General features: G+C 44.4%; 16 protein-coding genes. 9 read left to right on the top strand and 7 right to left on the bottom strand.

What is annotated here, in order from left to right:
• Positions 1-45: 45 nt before the first annotated feature.
• Positions 46-2,115 carry a M13 family metallopeptidase gene (locus ACQZ43_RS03145; RefSeq protein ID WP_430614421.1) on the bottom strand — a complete coding sequence of 690 codons (2,070 nt, stop codon included), beginning with the start codon at positions 2,113-2,115 and terminating at the stop codon, positions 46-48.
• 315 nt (positions 2,116-2,430) lie between these two features.
• Here ACQZ43_RS03145 and ACQZ43_RS03140 point away from each other — a divergent pair, with 315 nt between their 5' ends.
• From ACQZ43_RS03140 to ACQZ43_RS03125, 4 genes are all read left to right on the top strand, one after another.
• On the top strand, positions 2,431-3,132 hold the full coding sequence (locus tag ACQZ43_RS03140) for an SCO family protein (RefSeq protein WP_430614420.1): 702 nt from the start codon (positions 2,431-2,433) through the stop codon (positions 3,130-3,132).
• A gap of 114 nt (positions 3,133-3,246) precedes the next feature.
• Positions 3,247-3,477: a FeoA family protein gene (locus ACQZ43_RS03135; RefSeq protein WP_430614419.1), complete on the top strand. Its 231-nt coding sequence runs from the start codon at positions 3,247-3,249 to the stop codon at positions 3,475-3,477.
• Positions 3,478-3,483: 6 nt separating this feature from the next.
• Entirely contained in the window at positions 3,484-5,580 is a 2,097-nt protein-coding gene (feoB, locus tag ACQZ43_RS03130) for a ferrous iron transport protein B (protein WP_430614418.1), read from the top strand.
• Between the two features lie 6 nt (positions 5,581-5,586).
• Positions 5,587-5,724: a FeoB-associated Cys-rich membrane protein gene (locus ACQZ43_RS03125; RefSeq protein ID WP_430614417.1), complete on the top strand. Its 138-nt coding sequence runs from the start codon at positions 5,587-5,589 to the stop codon at positions 5,722-5,724.
• Between the two features lie 76 nt (positions 5,725-5,800).
• Here the strand turns inward: ACQZ43_RS03125 and ACQZ43_RS03120 are convergent, their stop codons facing one another.
• From ACQZ43_RS03120 to ACQZ43_RS03110, 3 genes are read right to left on the bottom strand one after another with little or no spacing between them, the layout of a single operon-like run.
• A complete protein-coding gene (locus ACQZ43_RS03120; protein ID WP_430614416.1) occupies positions 5,801-6,172 on the bottom strand; it encodes a hypothetical protein in 372 nt (123 codons plus the stop codon).
• Positions 6,156-6,551, bottom strand: coding sequence for a hypothetical protein (locus ACQZ43_RS03115; RefSeq protein ID WP_430614415.1), 396 nt, complete (start codon positions 6,549-6,551; stop codon positions 6,156-6,158). The genes ACQZ43_RS03120 and ACQZ43_RS03115 overlap by 17 nt, the downstream gene beginning before the upstream one ends.
• A gap of 21 nt (positions 6,552-6,572) precedes the next feature.
• Positions 6,573-7,232, bottom strand: coding sequence for a metal-dependent transcriptional regulator (locus ACQZ43_RS03110; protein ID WP_430614413.1), 660 nt, complete (start codon positions 7,230-7,232; stop codon positions 6,573-6,575).
• A gap of 102 nt (positions 7,233-7,334) precedes the next feature.
• On the opposite strand from ACQZ43_RS03110, the gene ACQZ43_RS03105 reads away from it, so the two are divergent.
• From ACQZ43_RS03105 to ACQZ43_RS03090, 4 genes are all read left to right on the top strand, one after another.
• Positions 7,335-9,590, top strand: coding sequence for a TonB-dependent receptor (locus tag ACQZ43_RS03105; protein WP_430614412.1), 2,256 nt, complete (start codon positions 7,335-7,337; stop codon positions 9,588-9,590).
• 71 nt (positions 9,591-9,661) lie between these two features.
• Positions 9,662-10,117, top strand: coding sequence for a thioredoxin family protein (locus tag ACQZ43_RS03100; protein WP_430614410.1), 456 nt, complete (start codon positions 9,662-9,664; stop codon positions 10,115-10,117).
• A 246-nt stretch (positions 10,118-10,363) separates the two neighbouring features.
• Positions 10,364-10,783, top strand: a complete 420-nt coding sequence (locus ACQZ43_RS03095) for a hypothetical protein (RefSeq protein ID WP_430614409.1) — start codon at positions 10,364-10,366, stop codon at positions 10,781-10,783.
• Positions 10,784-10,785: 2 nt separating this feature from the next.
• A complete protein-coding gene (locus tag ACQZ43_RS03090; protein ID WP_430614408.1) occupies positions 10,786-11,001 on the top strand; it encodes a hypothetical protein in 216 nt (71 codons plus the stop codon).
• A 113-nt stretch (positions 11,002-11,114) separates the two neighbouring features.
• On the opposite strand, the gene ACQZ43_RS03085 is transcribed toward ACQZ43_RS03090, so the two are convergent.
• The 3 genes from ACQZ43_RS03085 to ACQZ43_RS03075 form a co-directional block, all read right to left on the bottom strand.
• Positions 11,115-13,121 (bottom strand): tetratricopeptide repeat-containing sensor histidine kinase, encoded by a 2,007-nt coding sequence (locus ACQZ43_RS03085; RefSeq protein ID WP_430614407.1) that lies wholly within the window; start codon positions 13,119-13,121, stop codon positions 11,115-11,117.
• Positions 13,122-13,214: 93 nt separating this feature from the next.
• A complete protein-coding gene (locus tag ACQZ43_RS03080) occupies positions 13,215-13,406 on the bottom strand; it encodes a hypothetical protein (protein WP_430614406.1) in 192 nt (63 codons plus the stop codon).
• 294 nt (positions 13,407-13,700) lie between these two features.
• Positions 13,701-14,417 (bottom strand): LytR/AlgR family response regulator transcription factor, encoded by a 717-nt coding sequence (locus tag ACQZ43_RS03075; RefSeq protein WP_430614405.1) that lies wholly within the window; start codon positions 14,415-14,417, stop codon positions 13,701-13,703.
• Between the two features lie 88 nt (positions 14,418-14,505).
• Here ACQZ43_RS03075 and ACQZ43_RS03070 point away from each other — a divergent pair, with 88 nt between their 5' ends.
• Positions 14,506-15,141, top strand: coding sequence for a response regulator (locus ACQZ43_RS03070; RefSeq protein WP_430614404.1), 636 nt, complete (start codon positions 14,506-14,508; stop codon positions 15,139-15,141).
• Positions 15,142-16,077 lie beyond the last annotated feature (936 nt).

Raw genomic sequence — 16,077 nt, 5'->3', positions numbered from 1 at the left:
AAAAAGGCCCTAGAAATAAATCTAAGGCCTTTATATGGGGGTGGACTACCAAATATGAACGCGGTTTTCCGGTTTGATGTAAAGTTTGTCTCCCTCTTTGATATCGAAGGCCGAATAGAACGCATCCACGTGTTGTAGCGGCACATAGGCGCGGTACATACCCGGAGCATGCGGGTCGGTTTTTACTTGGTTTTTAAGTGCTTCATCACGAGATTTTGTTCTCCAGATGGTCGCCCAAGAGATAAAGAAGCGTTGTTCCGGTGTAAAACCGTCTATTAATCCTGGATTGCCATTGGCTTTTAGGTATAATTGCAGCCCGTCATAAGCCGCGTTAACACCACCTAAGTCGCCGATGTTTTCTCCTAAGGTAAACTTACCGTCTACGAAGAACCCTTTAAGCGGCTCTAGTTTACTGTATTCAGCAGCCAGGGCATCTCCCAATTTCGTAAAGCGAACCAAATCTTCATCGGTCCACCAATTGGACAAGTTTCCATTGGAGTCGTAACGCGCGCCTGAATCGTCAAAACCGTGTGAGATTTCGTGACCAATCACCGCGCCAATTCCTCCGTAGTTGATGGCTTCATCGGCTTTGTAATCGTAAAAAGGCGGTTGAAGAATCGCTGCTGGGAATACGATTTCGTTATACGATGGATTGAAATACGCATTCACCGTTTGCGGTGCCATACCCCAACGGGTTTTGTCTACCGGTTTGCCGTAGTCTTCGATATTGCGCTCCGTAGACCAGATCGACACATTTCTCATATTGTCGAAATACGTTCCGCCGTCTTTTGCTTTTTTTACCGTCAATTTAGAATAGTCTTTCCACTTGTCGGGATAGCCAATTTTTACGGTGAATTTATTCAATTTTTCGATAGCCCCTTTTTTAGTGCTTTCCGCCATCCAAGGAAGGTTGTTGATGCGCACTTTATAAGCTTCGATAACGTTGTCTATCATGGCTTTGGCTTTTTCTTTGGCTTCTGCAGGAAATTTCTTCTCTACATACAGCTTGCCCAAAGCCTCTCCAACCGTTGCATTGACAACCGCCAAGGCACGCTCTTCAATCGGTCTTTGCTCTACGGCACCTTGAAGGGTTTTGCTGTAAAACTCCCAGTTGGCTTTTTCGATCGCAGTGGTTAATTGGTCTGCGGATTCGTTGATGAGGTTCCATTTGATATACGCCTTGATATCGCTGATATCAGCGGTTTTTAAAATCGTTTCCAGGGCTTTCATATAGCGCGGTTCGGAAACCACTACCAAGTCTAGGTTTTTAATGCCCGCAGCGGCGATATACAAATTCCAATCCACACTAGGAGTCAGTTTTTGCAATTCGGCCAACTTCATCGGGTTATATGTCTTTCTGTCGTCTCTGCGTTCTACGCGATCCAATTGCGGTTTGGCCATAGCGGTTTCTATGTTTAGCACCTTGGTGGCGTTTTTCTTGGCTTGTTCCGGTGTTTCGCCAACAATCTGAAGCATTCTGGATACGTGAGCTACATATTTTTCTCGTTTATCCTTCATATCTGCATCTTGCAGGATGTAATAATCGCGGTCTGGGAGTCCTAAAGGGCCCGTTCCCAAATACACGGTATTGGTATTGGAATCCTTGGCGTCGGCATAGACGTAGGCGCTGTAAAAGCCCAAGCTGGATTCCTTGCTGAATTCCGCGATTAGAGCCACCGCTTCTTTGGCGTTTTGCAAGGCGTCAATCTTGGCGAGGTAAGGTTTTAACGGCTCTATTCCACTTTTGTTTCGGGCTAGGGTATCCATATACGTTTCGTATACAGCAACGGCTTTCGCCTGATCGGATTTCGGATCGAGCTTCGCATTGTTTACCGCTTCTTTTAAAATCGCTAAAGCATCGGCATCGGTGTTTTTACGCAATTCGTCAAAACTTCCCCAACGTGTTCTGTCTGATGGAATCTCTGTTTTGTCGTACCAAGTACCGTTGACATATCTAAAAAAATCATCCCCAGGCTTAACGGACTTATCCATGTATTCCAAAACAATTCCGTGCTTTTCCGTCGGGGTTTCGGCTTTTGCATCTGCAGCTCCTTTGTCCTTGCACGATACCAGGGCAAGTGTAGCAGCAGAAAACAACAATAACTTTTTATTCATCTGTTTCGATTTTATAGTTTTAAAACTGTTTCTAAACAAAAGTAAGGATTAATTGCTAATTGCCGTACAATTAATTGTCGTTTTGCCGTGCTTCAAGAGTCGAAGACCGCAGATATTGTTTTTTTATAAATCGAAGAAATGCGCACCGCCATAAAAATGAGCGGGTAAGGTGTTTTAGAATTTTATCGTCGGGCCAAGCCTCAGCGAATAGGGAAACAGCCGCATGTATATACGCGGCAAACCTAAAATTGACCTTTAGCTTGATTTTAACCTATTGTTTTAAAGTCATTTCGTAAATTCGCAAAAAAAGTATTTATGGCAGTCTTCTTTAAAAAATATCGATATTTCTTTTTGTTTTTCTTTTTGTTGTGCGCTGGAATAATGACCATGTTTTACAATGCCTTAGCTTGGCGCAAGTCTTTGCCGGTGTACACCCCATCGATGGTCAATCCCGAGTTGGTCGATACCCTGATTCAACATCAGGCCAATAAGCAAAGGCATCATATAGCTCCTTTTAAATTTGCCAATCAAAATGGAGATACCATCACCAATAAGGATTATGAGGGTACCGTATATGTAGCGGATTTTTTCTTTACCACCTGTACGACGATTTGTCCGATTATGGGCGACAATATGGTGTGGTTACAGGAGCAGATTAAGGAGATGCCTCATGTCAAACTATTGTCCCATACCGTCACTCCCGATATCGATAGCGTTCCCGTTTTAAAGGCTTATGCACAGAAAAAAGGAGTCATCGATGCCAAGTGGAATCTGGTAACGGGCGATAAAAAGGATATCTTTTATCTGGCTAGACAGTCGTATTTGGCGGTAAAAACCGGTTCACCCGATGAGATGTACGACATGGTACACACCGAAAATTTTGTGTTGGTCGACAGCAAAGGGCGGATTCGCGGATTTTACGACGGAACCAACCTGGACACTCCCGATCCCGAAGCCAATAACGTCAAACAACTCCTGGAAGACATCAAGTGGTTAAACGAACACGAAACGAAGTAAATGCCTTGTAATTGAGGATTATTTAGTCTTTTTTTAAGAGGATAAATGACGGCTTATATTAGGTTATGCTCATTAATTAGTTATTTTTGCAACGTGAATTAAATCTAAATAAAAATGGAAATCACCTTAGATACTTTGGGTAAGCGCCAAAAAGCCACCATACTAGATTTTGATATGGATAATGTGCCCTTAAAGCTATTGGAGATGGGTTGCTTGCCCGGGAACCAAGTGGAATTGCTGGAGGTAGCGCCATTGGGCGACCCCTTATACCTGTGTATCAATGAGGCCCATATTGCTATTAGAAGGGAATTGGCTAAGGAAATCCGTATAGAAATTAGAAAATAATTGTTGATGAAATCAAATCTAAAAGTTGCTTTAATCGGCAATCCCAACGTTGGTAAAACATCGGTTTTTAATGCCTTAACCGGATTAAATCAAAAAGTAGGAAATTATCCGGGTATCACCGTGGAGAAAAAAGTGGGTTCGAGCAAACTCGCTGATGAAATCACGGCTACCATTATCGATTTACCGGGTACCTACAGCATCAATCCCAGTTCGGTCGATGAGCAAATCGTTTCCGATTTGTTGCTGGATAAGACCAATACTTTCTACCCCGATGTAGCCGTAGTGGTTTCCGAGGTGGAAAACCTCAAGCGAAACTTACTGCTCTTTACCCAGATTAAGGATTTGGGCATACCGACGATTTTGGTGGTCAACATGGCCGACAGAATGGCTTTAAAGGGGATATCCATCGATATCGCCGTGTTGGAACAGCAATTAAAGACCAAAATAGTATTGATAAGCGCCCGTCGAAAAGAGGGAATCAGCGCTTTAAAACAAGCGATTATCGCCTATAAGGACATCGATTTGGAGCCGTCTTTAAACGCTTCGCAAATCGATAGTGCATTCTTCAGTCAAATGCAGGCGACCTTTCCTCAAGAGCCGCTTTACAAGCTGTGGCTGGTCTTTACACAAGACCTGCACCTGGCCGACCTAAACCGTGCGGCTATTGAAAAGGCCGGATTGGCTTACAAGGAGTCCGACATCAAAAGACTGCAACAAAAGGAAGTCGTTCGACGATACCAGTTTATCAACGAGGTTTTGAAGAAGGCCTATGTGATAGACAGCAGCAAAGCCAAGGATTTACGCGGCCGTCTCGACCGTATCTTAACCCATAAAGTGTACGGTTATCTGATTTTCTTTGGAATTTTACTGCTTATTTTTCAAGCGATATTCGAATGGGCCAGTGTGCCCATGGATTTTATAGATGAGTCGTTTTCCAACCTGAGCTCTTGGCTTAAGGAGGTGATGGAACCGGGAAAACTCACCGATTTAATCGCCGATGGTATAGTGCCAGGTATCGGTGGGATCATGCCTTTCGTACCTCAGATTGCGATACTCTTTATGTTTATTGCCATACTCGAGGAAACCGGTTATATGAGTCGTGTGGTCTTTTTGATGGACCGGATTATGCGGCCCTTTGGCTTGAGCGGAAAAAGTGTGGTACCCTTGATTTCGGGTAATGCCTGTGCGATTCCCGCGATCATGTCTGCGCGCAATATCGAAAACTGGAAGGAACGACTGCTAACCATATTGGTTACTCCGTTTACCACCTGTTCTGCCCGTTTGCCCATCTATGTCATCATCATTGCCTTGGTGATTCCCGACCAGAAGTTGTTTGGCTTTATGAGCCTGCAAGGACTGACTCTGGGGCTGTTGTATTTAATAGGCTTTTTTGCCGCTCTGGCTGCGGCTTGGGTGTTGAACAAAGTGATTAAAGCAGAGGCCAAGACGTATTTTGTCGTGGAGATGCCCGGTTATAAAATGCCGATTCTCAAGAATGTGTTCTATACCATGCTTGAAAAGACCAAGGCCTTTGTTTATGGAGCGGGTAAGATTATTTTCGTATTGTCGATTATAATATGGTTTCTAGGCGCACACGGACCGGGAGTACAGTTTGAGAATGCCGAAGAAATCGTGGCCGAACAGTATGCAGACCAACATTATAGCGAAGAAGAATTAGGAGAACATATAGCGAGTTATCAATTGGAAAATTCGTATATTGGTATCATAGGAAAGGGCATAGAGCCCGTGATAAGACCTTTGGGGTACGATTGGAAAATTGGTATAGCCGTACTGACTTCATTTGTGGCCAGAGAGGTTTTTGTCGGAACCCTAGCGACGATTTACAACGTGGGATCAACCGAAGAAGAGGAGACCATTAAAAACAGAATGGCGGCAGAAGTGCGACCAAATGGCGAAAAGGTTTTCGATTTTGCCACGGGTATATCGCTGTTGTTGTTTTACGCCTTTGCCATGCAATGTGCATCAACGGTAGCCATAACCAAGAGAGAAACCAATTCGTGGAAATGGACGATGTTTCAGTTGGTCTTTATGACGGTATTCGCCTATGTAGTAGCTTTGATTGCGTATCAATTATTAAAATAGGAAAAGATGAATTATCAAGAAATTATAGCATACGGATTAGTGGCGGTGGCGGTAGTCATTTTGCTAAAGAAGTTTTTTTGGAAGCCTAAAAAAGGCGGTGGAAAGGATTCTTCTTGTGGCAGCGGCGGTTGCGGCTGTGGATGAGAAGTTGCTTAGAGATATATAAAACCGGAACGCGCTTCCGGTTTTTTTGTGGCCATAAGTCGCGTTTTGTTTAACCTTAAAGGCGCGCCAGTAGTAGGCAGAGGGCGATAAGGCCGACTACGACGCCTTCAAAGCGGATCAACCCGTTTGTTTTACGACGGTATTTCAAGCGTATAATCGCCGTGACTCTGGATAGGATTAAGCAGCTAAAGGCCGCGAAATAGTAAGGAGAAGCGGGATTGATAAAAGGGGCTTTAGCGCCTTGTAAAATCGATTTAAAATCGCGAGTGAGTCCGCAACTGGGGCAAGTGATGCCCAGGTCGCTGTAGTAGCAACTCGGCGTTAGCGGGCTGTAAAGCGCGAACACAGCGCCGATTAGCAGGATGAGCAACAGGGTGTAATTGACGGTTTGGTACTGGAAAACGGCCGTTTTACTCAGCGTTGTCATAAACTATGGTGTCTTGGTCGTTGTAATACGCCGCTTCGGAATCGGAATAAATGGTATCGGTATCCAAGGGGTAGTTGCGCTCTTCTCGGTAGTGCATCGGCATTTCCTTAGCGAATTTGGCGAGTACAAAATACTGCAGCAAGGCGACGGTACAACCAATTCCGGCCAATATTAGGGCGACGATGACAAATATCTTGGGCTGTTGGTGCTTGATCGAAATGCCCAAGCCAACGGTGGAAACCACTATGGCAAAAACGCCAAAGACCACGGCCAATATGCCAAAACACGGGATAAAGGAAATCAATAAGGTCAGTATTCCCAAAATAAAACCGGCAATTCCCAGTCCCTGAGCGAGTGATTTATAAGCGTTTTGTTCCATTTTTAGGCTTTTTAAAGGAGGTTACTCCGTGGTTTTTACAAATAAATTACTGGCTATTTTTTTGGATATGCTCACTTCAACCCCGTTTATCAATACGCGGTACGATTGGTCAAAAACCTCAATTTCCAAGATTTCTATCTCGCTGCCCAACGCCATATTGTGCTTGTCTAAGTATTGTAAAAAGCTGCTCGACGAATCTTTTACCCCGACGCAAATACACTTGATATGCCGCTTGACGTCGGACAACAACAATTTATTGACGGTTTTAATCTCGCCTTTGGCATTGGGAATCGGATCGCCGTGCGGGTCTTCTGTCGGGAAACCCAAATACGCATCGAGCTTGTTGACGAGTTTTTCCGATTTAATATGCTCCAATTCCTCGGCTACATCGTGTACTTCGTCCCACGAAAAACCGAGTTTTTCCACTAAGAATACCTCCCATAAACGGTGCTTTCTAACGATCATTTTGGCCGCCATCAGTCCGCTTTCCGTCAGGGTAACCCCTTGATACTTCTGGTATTCTATCAGTTTTTTGTCGTTGAGTTTTTTAATCATATCCGTAACCGACGAAGCCTTGGTCTCTATCCGAGTAGCGATGGCATTGGTAGCCACTCCTTTTTTCTGAAACAGCGAAAGGTGGTAGATGGTCTTGAGGTAATTCTCTTCGGAATAAGTCAGCATAATAATGTTTTTTACAAAATACAAAAGTACATTCTTTTTTTTTAATGAAATAATATTTAGATTTGTCTAAAAATTATTTTAAAACAAATTAAATAAAAATTTATGCGAACACTAATACTTGTGCTTTTATGCGGATTAATTTCTTGGACTGTAGCGGCGCAAACCGGAATTAAGGGAAGGGTTTTATCCGGGGGAATACCGCTGATCGACGCGGCGGTGATTATAGAGGGAACCGCGGTGGGAGTCGCCACGGACGAACGCGGTTATTTTGAGCTGCCGAATTTGGAGGCAGGCACTTATACGCTACGAGCGGAATACATCGGATACCGGTCGATTAAAAAAAGGCTTGCGGTCACGGCGAAGGATTGGGTGACTGTTCAATTGGATTTGCCGTTGGATGCGGATTTAAGCGAAATCGTCGTGTCGGCCACCTTAAAACCGGTTTTAAAATCGGAATCGGTGGTGCCGGTAGAGATATACACGCCAAAATTTCTGCAAAAAAATCCGACTTCCTCTCTTTTTGATGCAGTTCGGCTGATCAACGGCGTACAGCCTCAGTTAAACTGCAACGTCTGCAATACCGGCGACATCCACATCAACGGTATGGAAGGGCCCTATACGATGATACTGGTCGACGGTATGCCCATAGTCTCGTCCCTGTCGACGGTTTACGGATTGAGCGGTATACCCAACAGTTTGATCGAGCGCATCGAGGTGGTCAAAGGACCGGCCTCCTCGCTCTATGGCACCGAAGCGATGGGCGGGATTATCAACGTGATTACCAAAAATGCCAAGTCGGCGCCATTGCTGAGTTTGGACGGGTTCACCACATCGTGGTTGGAGACGAATTTAGATGCCGCCATGAAGTTTAAGGCCGGTAAAAACGTCCACGGTTTACTGGGAGTAAATTACTTTAAATACGGCGAGCGCAAAGACCGCAACAACGACGGTTTTACCGACGTGACCCTACAGGATCGCATTTCGCTGTTTAACAAGTGGGACTTGGAACGCGCCCACGGCCGTACCGCGAGTATGGCCTTGCGCTATGTGTACGAAGACCGCTGGGGCGGGGAAAATCACTGGAACCGCCAACGCGATCGCGGGGGGGATCAGGTGTATGGCGAAAGCATTTTTACCAATAGAGTGGAGGCGATAGGGAGGTATCAATTGCCGACTACGCCCGATATCTACACCCAGTTTTCCTACAATTGGCACCAGCAAAACTCCTTTTACGGCACGGAGTCTTACCAAGCCAAACAACAGGTGTTTTTCGGTCAAGCGTATTGGGATAAGGAGCTCGCCAATCACAGTTTGCTCTTGGGAGCGTCTTATAAATACACCTATTACGACGACAATACCCGCGGTACGGGAATTTACGACGACAGCGGCTTGCTGGCCAACGATCCGATGAAACAGCCCAATGTGGGGGTCTTTGTACAGGATGAGTGGACCTTAAACAAGCAAAACAAACTCTTGCTCGGCTATCGTTTTGATTACGACAAAGTGCACAAGGGCATACATTCCCCGCGAATTGGTTATAAATTTACCCCATCGGCCCATCAGGCTTTAAGAGCGAGTTTTGGCACCGGATTTAGGGTAGTCAATGTCTTTACTGAAGACCACCGCGCCCTAACCGGAGCTCGGGAAGTGGTGTTTGCAGAAGAATTAAATCCGGAAAAATCCTATAACGCCAATTTGAATTACAGCTGGAAATTACCGGCTTCCTTTGGGGTTTTTAACTTCGACGCCACGGCATTTTATTCCTATTTCACCAATAAAATTGACGCCGATACCGATACTGATCAAACCAAAATCATTTACGACAACTTAGACGGTCATGCCATCTCTCAGGGTTTATCTCTAAACGTGGATGTCGTATTTGATTTTCCTTTAAAACTGATGTTCGGAGCAACTTTTATGGAGGTATATCGCAAGGAGGATGGCGATAAAAACAGTTTGTACCACGCGCCAAAGTGGTCGGGTAATCTGTTGGCAACCTATGATTTTGGCGGTGGTTTTTCAACCGATCTAACGGGAAATTGGACCGGACCCATGCGTTTACCTCGAGTAGAAGACGATTACCGACCGGAATATTCCCCTTGGGTGGTATTGGCCAACATACAACTGACCAAAAAGTTTAACGAGCGCTTTGAAATTTACGGAGGAGTCAAAAACCTATTCAATACCCTGCCCAAAGAAGATACCATAGCCCGATGGTGGGATCCGTATGGAGAGCCGGGTAACGGTGTAGCACCACCAGCGGGAAGAAACGACGTGATTTTTGAACCCAACGATTACAGCTATACCCCTTTACAGGGTATTCAAGGGTTTTTGAGCCTGCGGTATACCGTTTTTTAAGACCGATATCAAAGCCGGTGGATAGCAGCGCATAATGGAACGAATAAGAGAAAGAACAAATAAGCAAAAAAATGAAGTATTGGATTTGGATAGTCGGACTGTGGTCTTGTGCGGCACCGGCGCAATTAGCCACCACAAATTTTGTGGAAATCGAGCAGCTGATGCAGAAGGAAGCGCGGCCCCTATTGGTTTTTTTCTATACCGACTGGTGCAGTTACTGCGCGCTGATGAAGCAAAAGACCTTTGCAGACCAAGCCCTGATCAAAGAGCTCAACGACAACTACTACCTGATTTTTTTCGATGGCGAGTCTCGGGAAACCCTGTGGTGGAATCAGGTCAAAATGGAATTTGTAAAAAGGGGACTGAAATCGGGCACCCATCAACTCGCGACCTATTTTGCCGAGCAAAAAGGCGTGGTTACTTACCCGTCTCTGGTGTTTTTGACCGACCAATACCAAAAGATTTACCAGCAAAATACTTACCTCAAAGCGTCTGAATTACACGCTCTTTTACAAGTAATTTATTGATTGTATTATTTTTTTTTGCTGATGACGGCACTCCGAATGGGGTGCCGTTGTCGATTTGTGCCGACTGCTGCTGCAACGGAGGGATGCCGTTCTTAATTTAGGTAATTATGTTGTAAAAAATAGGATTTGCAGCCGATTGTTTATTGAAAATACGTTAAAATGTGTTTTTTTGATATTTATTAGGGCGGCTTTTTTAATTTTATCGAATAAGACGGTTTAATTAGCCGTCATTTTAAAAGCGACAGTATGGAGCCAATAGTTCAAATTATAAGTGAGAGCTCGATATTTGCAGAGCGACTTGAGGACGCTTTAAAGCACAAGCCCTTGCGGATTCCCGATTATACCCTTAGTGGTTTTGATTCGGCAGGGCTTTTGCCGGAAGAACTTTCCTATGCGGATGCCTTAATTATGGAGATGCCTTGTGAGGCTAGCAAAAGGATTGTCAAGCGCAAAATCGATTTAGTACTGCGCTACCGCAAAGAGTTCGAAGGCGTCAAAATAGTATTGATACCCACCTCTCCCAGGGTTTTTGATATTTACAATATACACCGTGCGTTTTGTCCGGAAGGCTTGATCTATATCGACCATCTAGATGGTGTCATCTGGAACGAACCAGGGAAAAGATTCGAAGCGGTGGGGTGTTCTATTCCAAAAGGGTTCGATTGACGATGGATGCTGTTGCGGCAAAGGAGGTTTTGCAGCAAGAGTACAACCGCCATATACTCATGCTCTTAGATCAGGGCTATAAGGTACGTCAAATCAGTGTGGAATTGGCGGTGAGTGTCGGCATGGTGAACAAGAGAATTGGCGTGCTAAAAAAATCCTTTGAGGTCGAAGACCATAGCGGATTGCTGCGCGAAGCAAAAATACTGGGCTTTGTTTGAGCCCGGGTTGAAATGCGCGCACAAGTGCGATGAGCCGCTGCGTGAAATCGCCTATAGATGCGCGCAGGCTTGGGTGCGGGCAGCTGCAAAGGTCAAACAGCGGGCACGGCGATTTACCCTTCGGTTTTCTTCTTGGGAATCACAAACTTTACCGTACTACCTACGCCAATTTTGGAATCGATGGTCCAGCTGCCGCCCAATTCTTCCATGCGCTCTTCCAAATTTCGAAGACCGATACCCTTGTGAACCTTGTCGCTGTTAAATCCAATGCCGTTGTCCTGAACCTTTACGATTAGATCAGTGGCGTTTTCCGACAGTACAACAAAGCATTTTGTGGCTTGTGCGTGTTTGAGTACGTTTTGCAAAGCCTCTTGCAGCAATCGGTAGATATTGATTTTTTGTTCGTAACTAAAAGCGGACCAGTCGAGGTTTTTGGGAATCAACGACTCAAAAGCCGTGGTTTCTTGAGGCTGCTTGTCAATCAGGGCCTCGATTAAAACGGAGAAGTTCGATTGAACAAACGACTGGTCTTTGAGGTCGTGTGATACCTGTCTTATCTGTTCCGAGGCGCGTTCTAAATCGGCAATCAAGCGATTTTTTTGAGCGTCGTCTGATTTGCCGACATGCAATTGGATGCTAAACAAGGTATTGATAATGCCGTCGTGCAATTCCTTGGCAATGCGATTGCGTTCTTTGAGCAAGACTTGCTGTCCGAGTTCGTCCTGTTGTAAGAGCAATTTGTAAATGACCTCCTTGGAGTTTTGCTGTTCTTGCAAATAGCGCAAGCGCTTGTTGTTGGCTTCCAAGCGATAAATCACAATCAAGCCCAGTATTAAGAGGGTTAAGCCACCAACGGCCAAGCCCATCATAGAAACCCGACGAACCAGTAATTCGTTTTTCTGCTCCACCTCGTCGGTTTCATATTGTATCCGCGCAAACTTGTTCTTCGTTTGCATTTCGATTTTCTTTAAGCTGTCGTGTGCCTTAAAGCACAAGTCGGAATAATATTGGGCCTTGCTGCGGTCGTAATTGGAGAGCAACTTCAAGCTTCGGACGATGTCGTCATTGCTGCGCGTCTCCTTGGCCAAGGTATAGGCGTCCTTCCAATACTGCAATGCCGCAGTAGTATCGCGCAGGTGAATGTGGTAATCGCCCAATCGAATTTTACTGGTGATAATGCCCGGTTTTAAGTCGAGGCTGTCTCGGATTTCCAAGGATTCGATCAACAGCGGATAGGCCTCTGTATGGCGTTGACGCTGCATGTAATTATTGCCGAGATTATTGAGCAACATCGCGTACAACATCGGTTGTTCGCGCTTCAAATTCGGAAACGACAATCCTTTGGTATACAGGGATTCGGCCTGTTCAAAATCCAGGAGCTTGTCGTAGGTATTGCCCATATTGTTGTAGCAGTAGACCTGGGAATTGCGCAATACTTTTGGGCTAAAGTCCGTTTTCTTGAGCTCGTCTAGGGTTTGTAGGGCTTTGTATTGGTATAATAAGGCTTCCTTATGTTGCGAATTTTGGCTTAAAACAATCGACAAGAGGTTGTAGCATTCGTACAGATACCGCTGTTCCGTATTGTTGTTTAAGAGCTTTAGGGTTTTTAATATTTCCGCCTCGCTTTCGTTGTAGATTCCCTCGTCAAATAGGATTCCTGCCTTGTACAAAGAGGTCTTGACCTGTTTAAGGGTGTCGTTTAAGGAGCGGTAGAGGTTGTGCGACTTGGAATAATAGTAAAAAGCGCTGTCCGACTGGTTGCGCTCTTCGTAATAATCGCCGATAAAATACAGCGCTTGTGCCGTAAGGCTGCTGTCTTGTTTGTTTACGGATTGCTTGTATAAGGTTTTGGAGAGCTCAAAATAGCGTTGTTCGTAACCCTGGTTATAGGCTGCGGCGGCGGTTTCTTTTAGGTGACTTCGGTGTTCCGCTGTATTGTTTTCGTGGTCGAACAGCTCAGTTATGGAGTCGAGGTAATGCTCTCGCTCGGGGAGAGGAGTCGTAGAGTCGTTCAGCTTATTTAAGTACAGCTGATATTGAGTCAGCGCTTTTTTTCTATCGTGGTCTTGGCATTGGATGCACAAAAACGCGATGAGTATACAATATAGGGGGAATTTCATAGAGCGTTATTGAGATGACGAATCTTACACTCAAAATTATACAATCTGAAGATGACTGGGAAGCCATCTTCAGATTATTTTTAAATAAATGAATTATTTTCTCTTGTCGAGGTCTTTGCCCAGATCACCATTGTCATAAGTTCTTTTTTTTATCAGATCCAAGCTGTCCACAGGGACTTCTGTAGTGGTGTTATCAGGAGTAGTAGCCTCCTCAAGGTCAGAAGTACAAGATTGAACGATTGTGGCAAGGCCTAGGGTTGCGAAAAGTAAAAGTGCTTTTTTCATATTAAATAATTTTAAGGTTGGGTTAAAAAAATCCAAAGCGCAAGCAGCGCTTGCGACGGTGAAAAAGCGGGGAATCGCCTATTCCTGTTTGGGGCAACAACAGTTAAAACTCGAGTTTTAAAAGTTCCCTTGTTGCGGCAAACAGTTTGGTTATTAGTGTAGTAGCCTGCTAAATACACTTACAAAGAAAGCGCAGCACAGCGGGAAAAAGAAGGATTTGAAAGGGCTAAAAGTGAAAGGGGGGCATTGGTGAGTCTGTCCCTGCAATTGAGGGGTGAAACCCGTTATTTGGGTTTACAGCTGTAGGTGGTCGAGTATGTATTCGAGGCTACTGCGGTAATTGGGCGAAATCGGTATGATTTCACCGTTGTTTAAATAGCATTTGGCCTGGCTGAAATGAATGCGATGCACGGCTTCAATGTGAACGATATAGCTCTTGTGAATGCGAACAAAATGGCTGGGCAGGTTTTCTTGGTAGTATTTTAAGGTGTTAAACGCCGTGGTGGTTCGCCCGTCGGTCAAGACGATGTCGGTGGTGTTGTTGTCGGCCTTTAAGTAGATGATGTCGGCATATTTGACGAATTTGTAATCGCTATAGGATTTTATGGCCAAGTATGCGCTGTTTTTTAAGGGGACTTTGCTTTTAAAGCGCGCGATGGAGTTGCCGAGCAAATGCAGTTTAAGCGGTGTGATCAAGTAATCGGAAAAACCGGCTTGTATGGCGGGAAAGGCATCGTTTGGTAAGCTGCTGAGGTAGATGAAATAGATGTCGTTACTCAGGTATTCGTGTATGCGTCCAAGGCTGTCAAAGCTCAACGGGCCTTGGTCGTTCTGGAAGGCGTTTTCTGCTACAAAAACCAGGCTGGGTTTTTTGCTAAGGAGGAAGGCAAAGAGGGTTTCGTCGTTTTTAAAGATGCCCAAACAATTCAGATGAGGAAAGAGCCGCAGGGATTCCAGGGTTTTTTCCGCCTCCACATCATGCTGGTCTACAATGATAAATGGGTGAGTCATCTGTTGAAAATGTTTTTACAAAGAAAATGCCCTTTATATTTTTATTTATATGGAAAAAACACATACTTTGTTAATAAAAAGCCAAAGAATGAATTTCCTGATTGTAGATGACCACCCCCTAATCATCGAAGGATATGTCCACATCCTCGAAAGTGCTTACCCGTATTTTTCGTACCACAAGGCGCATACGGTCGATCAGGCCTATGCGATAATGAAGCGAGAAAACCATATAGATTGCTTTATCTTGGATTTTGATTTGCCGCCCTGTGAGGTTCGCAGTATTTGGGATGGTGCGGATTTGGCCAAAGAGATCAGACGGTATTTTCCTCGGGCGAAAGTGGTGATGGTTACCGCGCACGACGAAATTTTAACCGTTTACAACATTCATAAAAAGGTGTTTCCCGACGCCTATATGATCAAGAAAGATGTCACGGCAGCCGTTCTTGTCAAAGCGGTGGAGTGCATTCAAAACGAGGACCGCTTTTACAGCGATACCGTTAAAAAGTGTATGACGCAGATTGCGCAAAAGGAATTGATGTGGGAAGAGCACAACATACAGATTTTGATGTTGTTGGCCAAGGGGTATAAGATTAAGGATATCGGCGACCTGCTCTCGCTCAGTGGAAGTACGGTTCAAAAGCGCATCTCTTTGATGAAAGAGGCTTTTGACGTGCTGGACAACGGCGGTTTGGTACGCGAAGCCGTGAAGCAAAACTTCATTTAAGCCGGTTTTAAGCGTTGCTGATGTAGGGCGTTTTTAACGATAAATCACACAATTAAACAACGGCTCATATCTTGGGACTGTTTGGATTTAACATTTGATAGGATCGCATCCTATTAAATGTTAAATAAAAAAAGCAAAAGGAGTTAGTCGGTTTTTTAGTGCTACTTTAGGTAAACAGTATAGCGATATAAGTAGCCTAAAAAGATTGTTTAACTTAAAAAAATGGAGGGTAAATGTGTCAGTTGTTTTTTCTTTCGATATAATCTCGGCGATACTGTGAAAAAAAAACAAACCGACAAAAGTATGATGGAGTGAAGGTATAACTCAAAATAGGAGGCAGTTGTTGCGGCAAAGGTCGAATATGGAAAACGATTTTGAGCTTATTTCTCGCGCCATGGAATGTTTCTCTTTGACATGGAGGCATTCTTAGAAATTTTTTATTCCACGTAAAAGGCGTTCTTCTTTTCAATATCTATAGCCTTTTGCGTGGAACTTTTAACCGGACTTCAACGGGTACTAAGGCCGTTCTTCGCCTCCTTAGCGCTTGAACTTCACAGATCGGTTTTTTGTAACACGCAGGTGTTTGCTCATCGGTTCAAAAAACACCGCTTTTCTTTTTGGTCTTCTTTAACTTTTGCCGGATGTAGCCGCCGATTTATCGGCCTACTGTCGTCGTTTAGGCCATATTTGAGGGCTTTTATGCTACGGCTTAAGGAGCTGTACTCAACGGATTTGCAGCTAAAGCTCACTCGATTTTTTCGGATAGTTTCACATAATGCGGTGTTAAGCCGTGTTTTTAAGCGCAAAATGAGATTATCAATATCTTCTTTAATTTTTAACATTTAATAGTGTTTGGTGCGATTTAGTGTTAAAAACTTGATTTTAAATATTTTTTTATTCTTTTTTAGATATATTGCCATAAGGAAAGCTAGCGCA

Source organism: Flavobacterium sp. JP2137 (assembly GCF_050562195.1).
GTDB lineage: Bacteria > Bacteroidota > Bacteroidia > Flavobacteriales > Flavobacteriaceae > Flavobacterium.
This window is presented reverse-complemented; position numbering and strand designations above follow the sequence as displayed.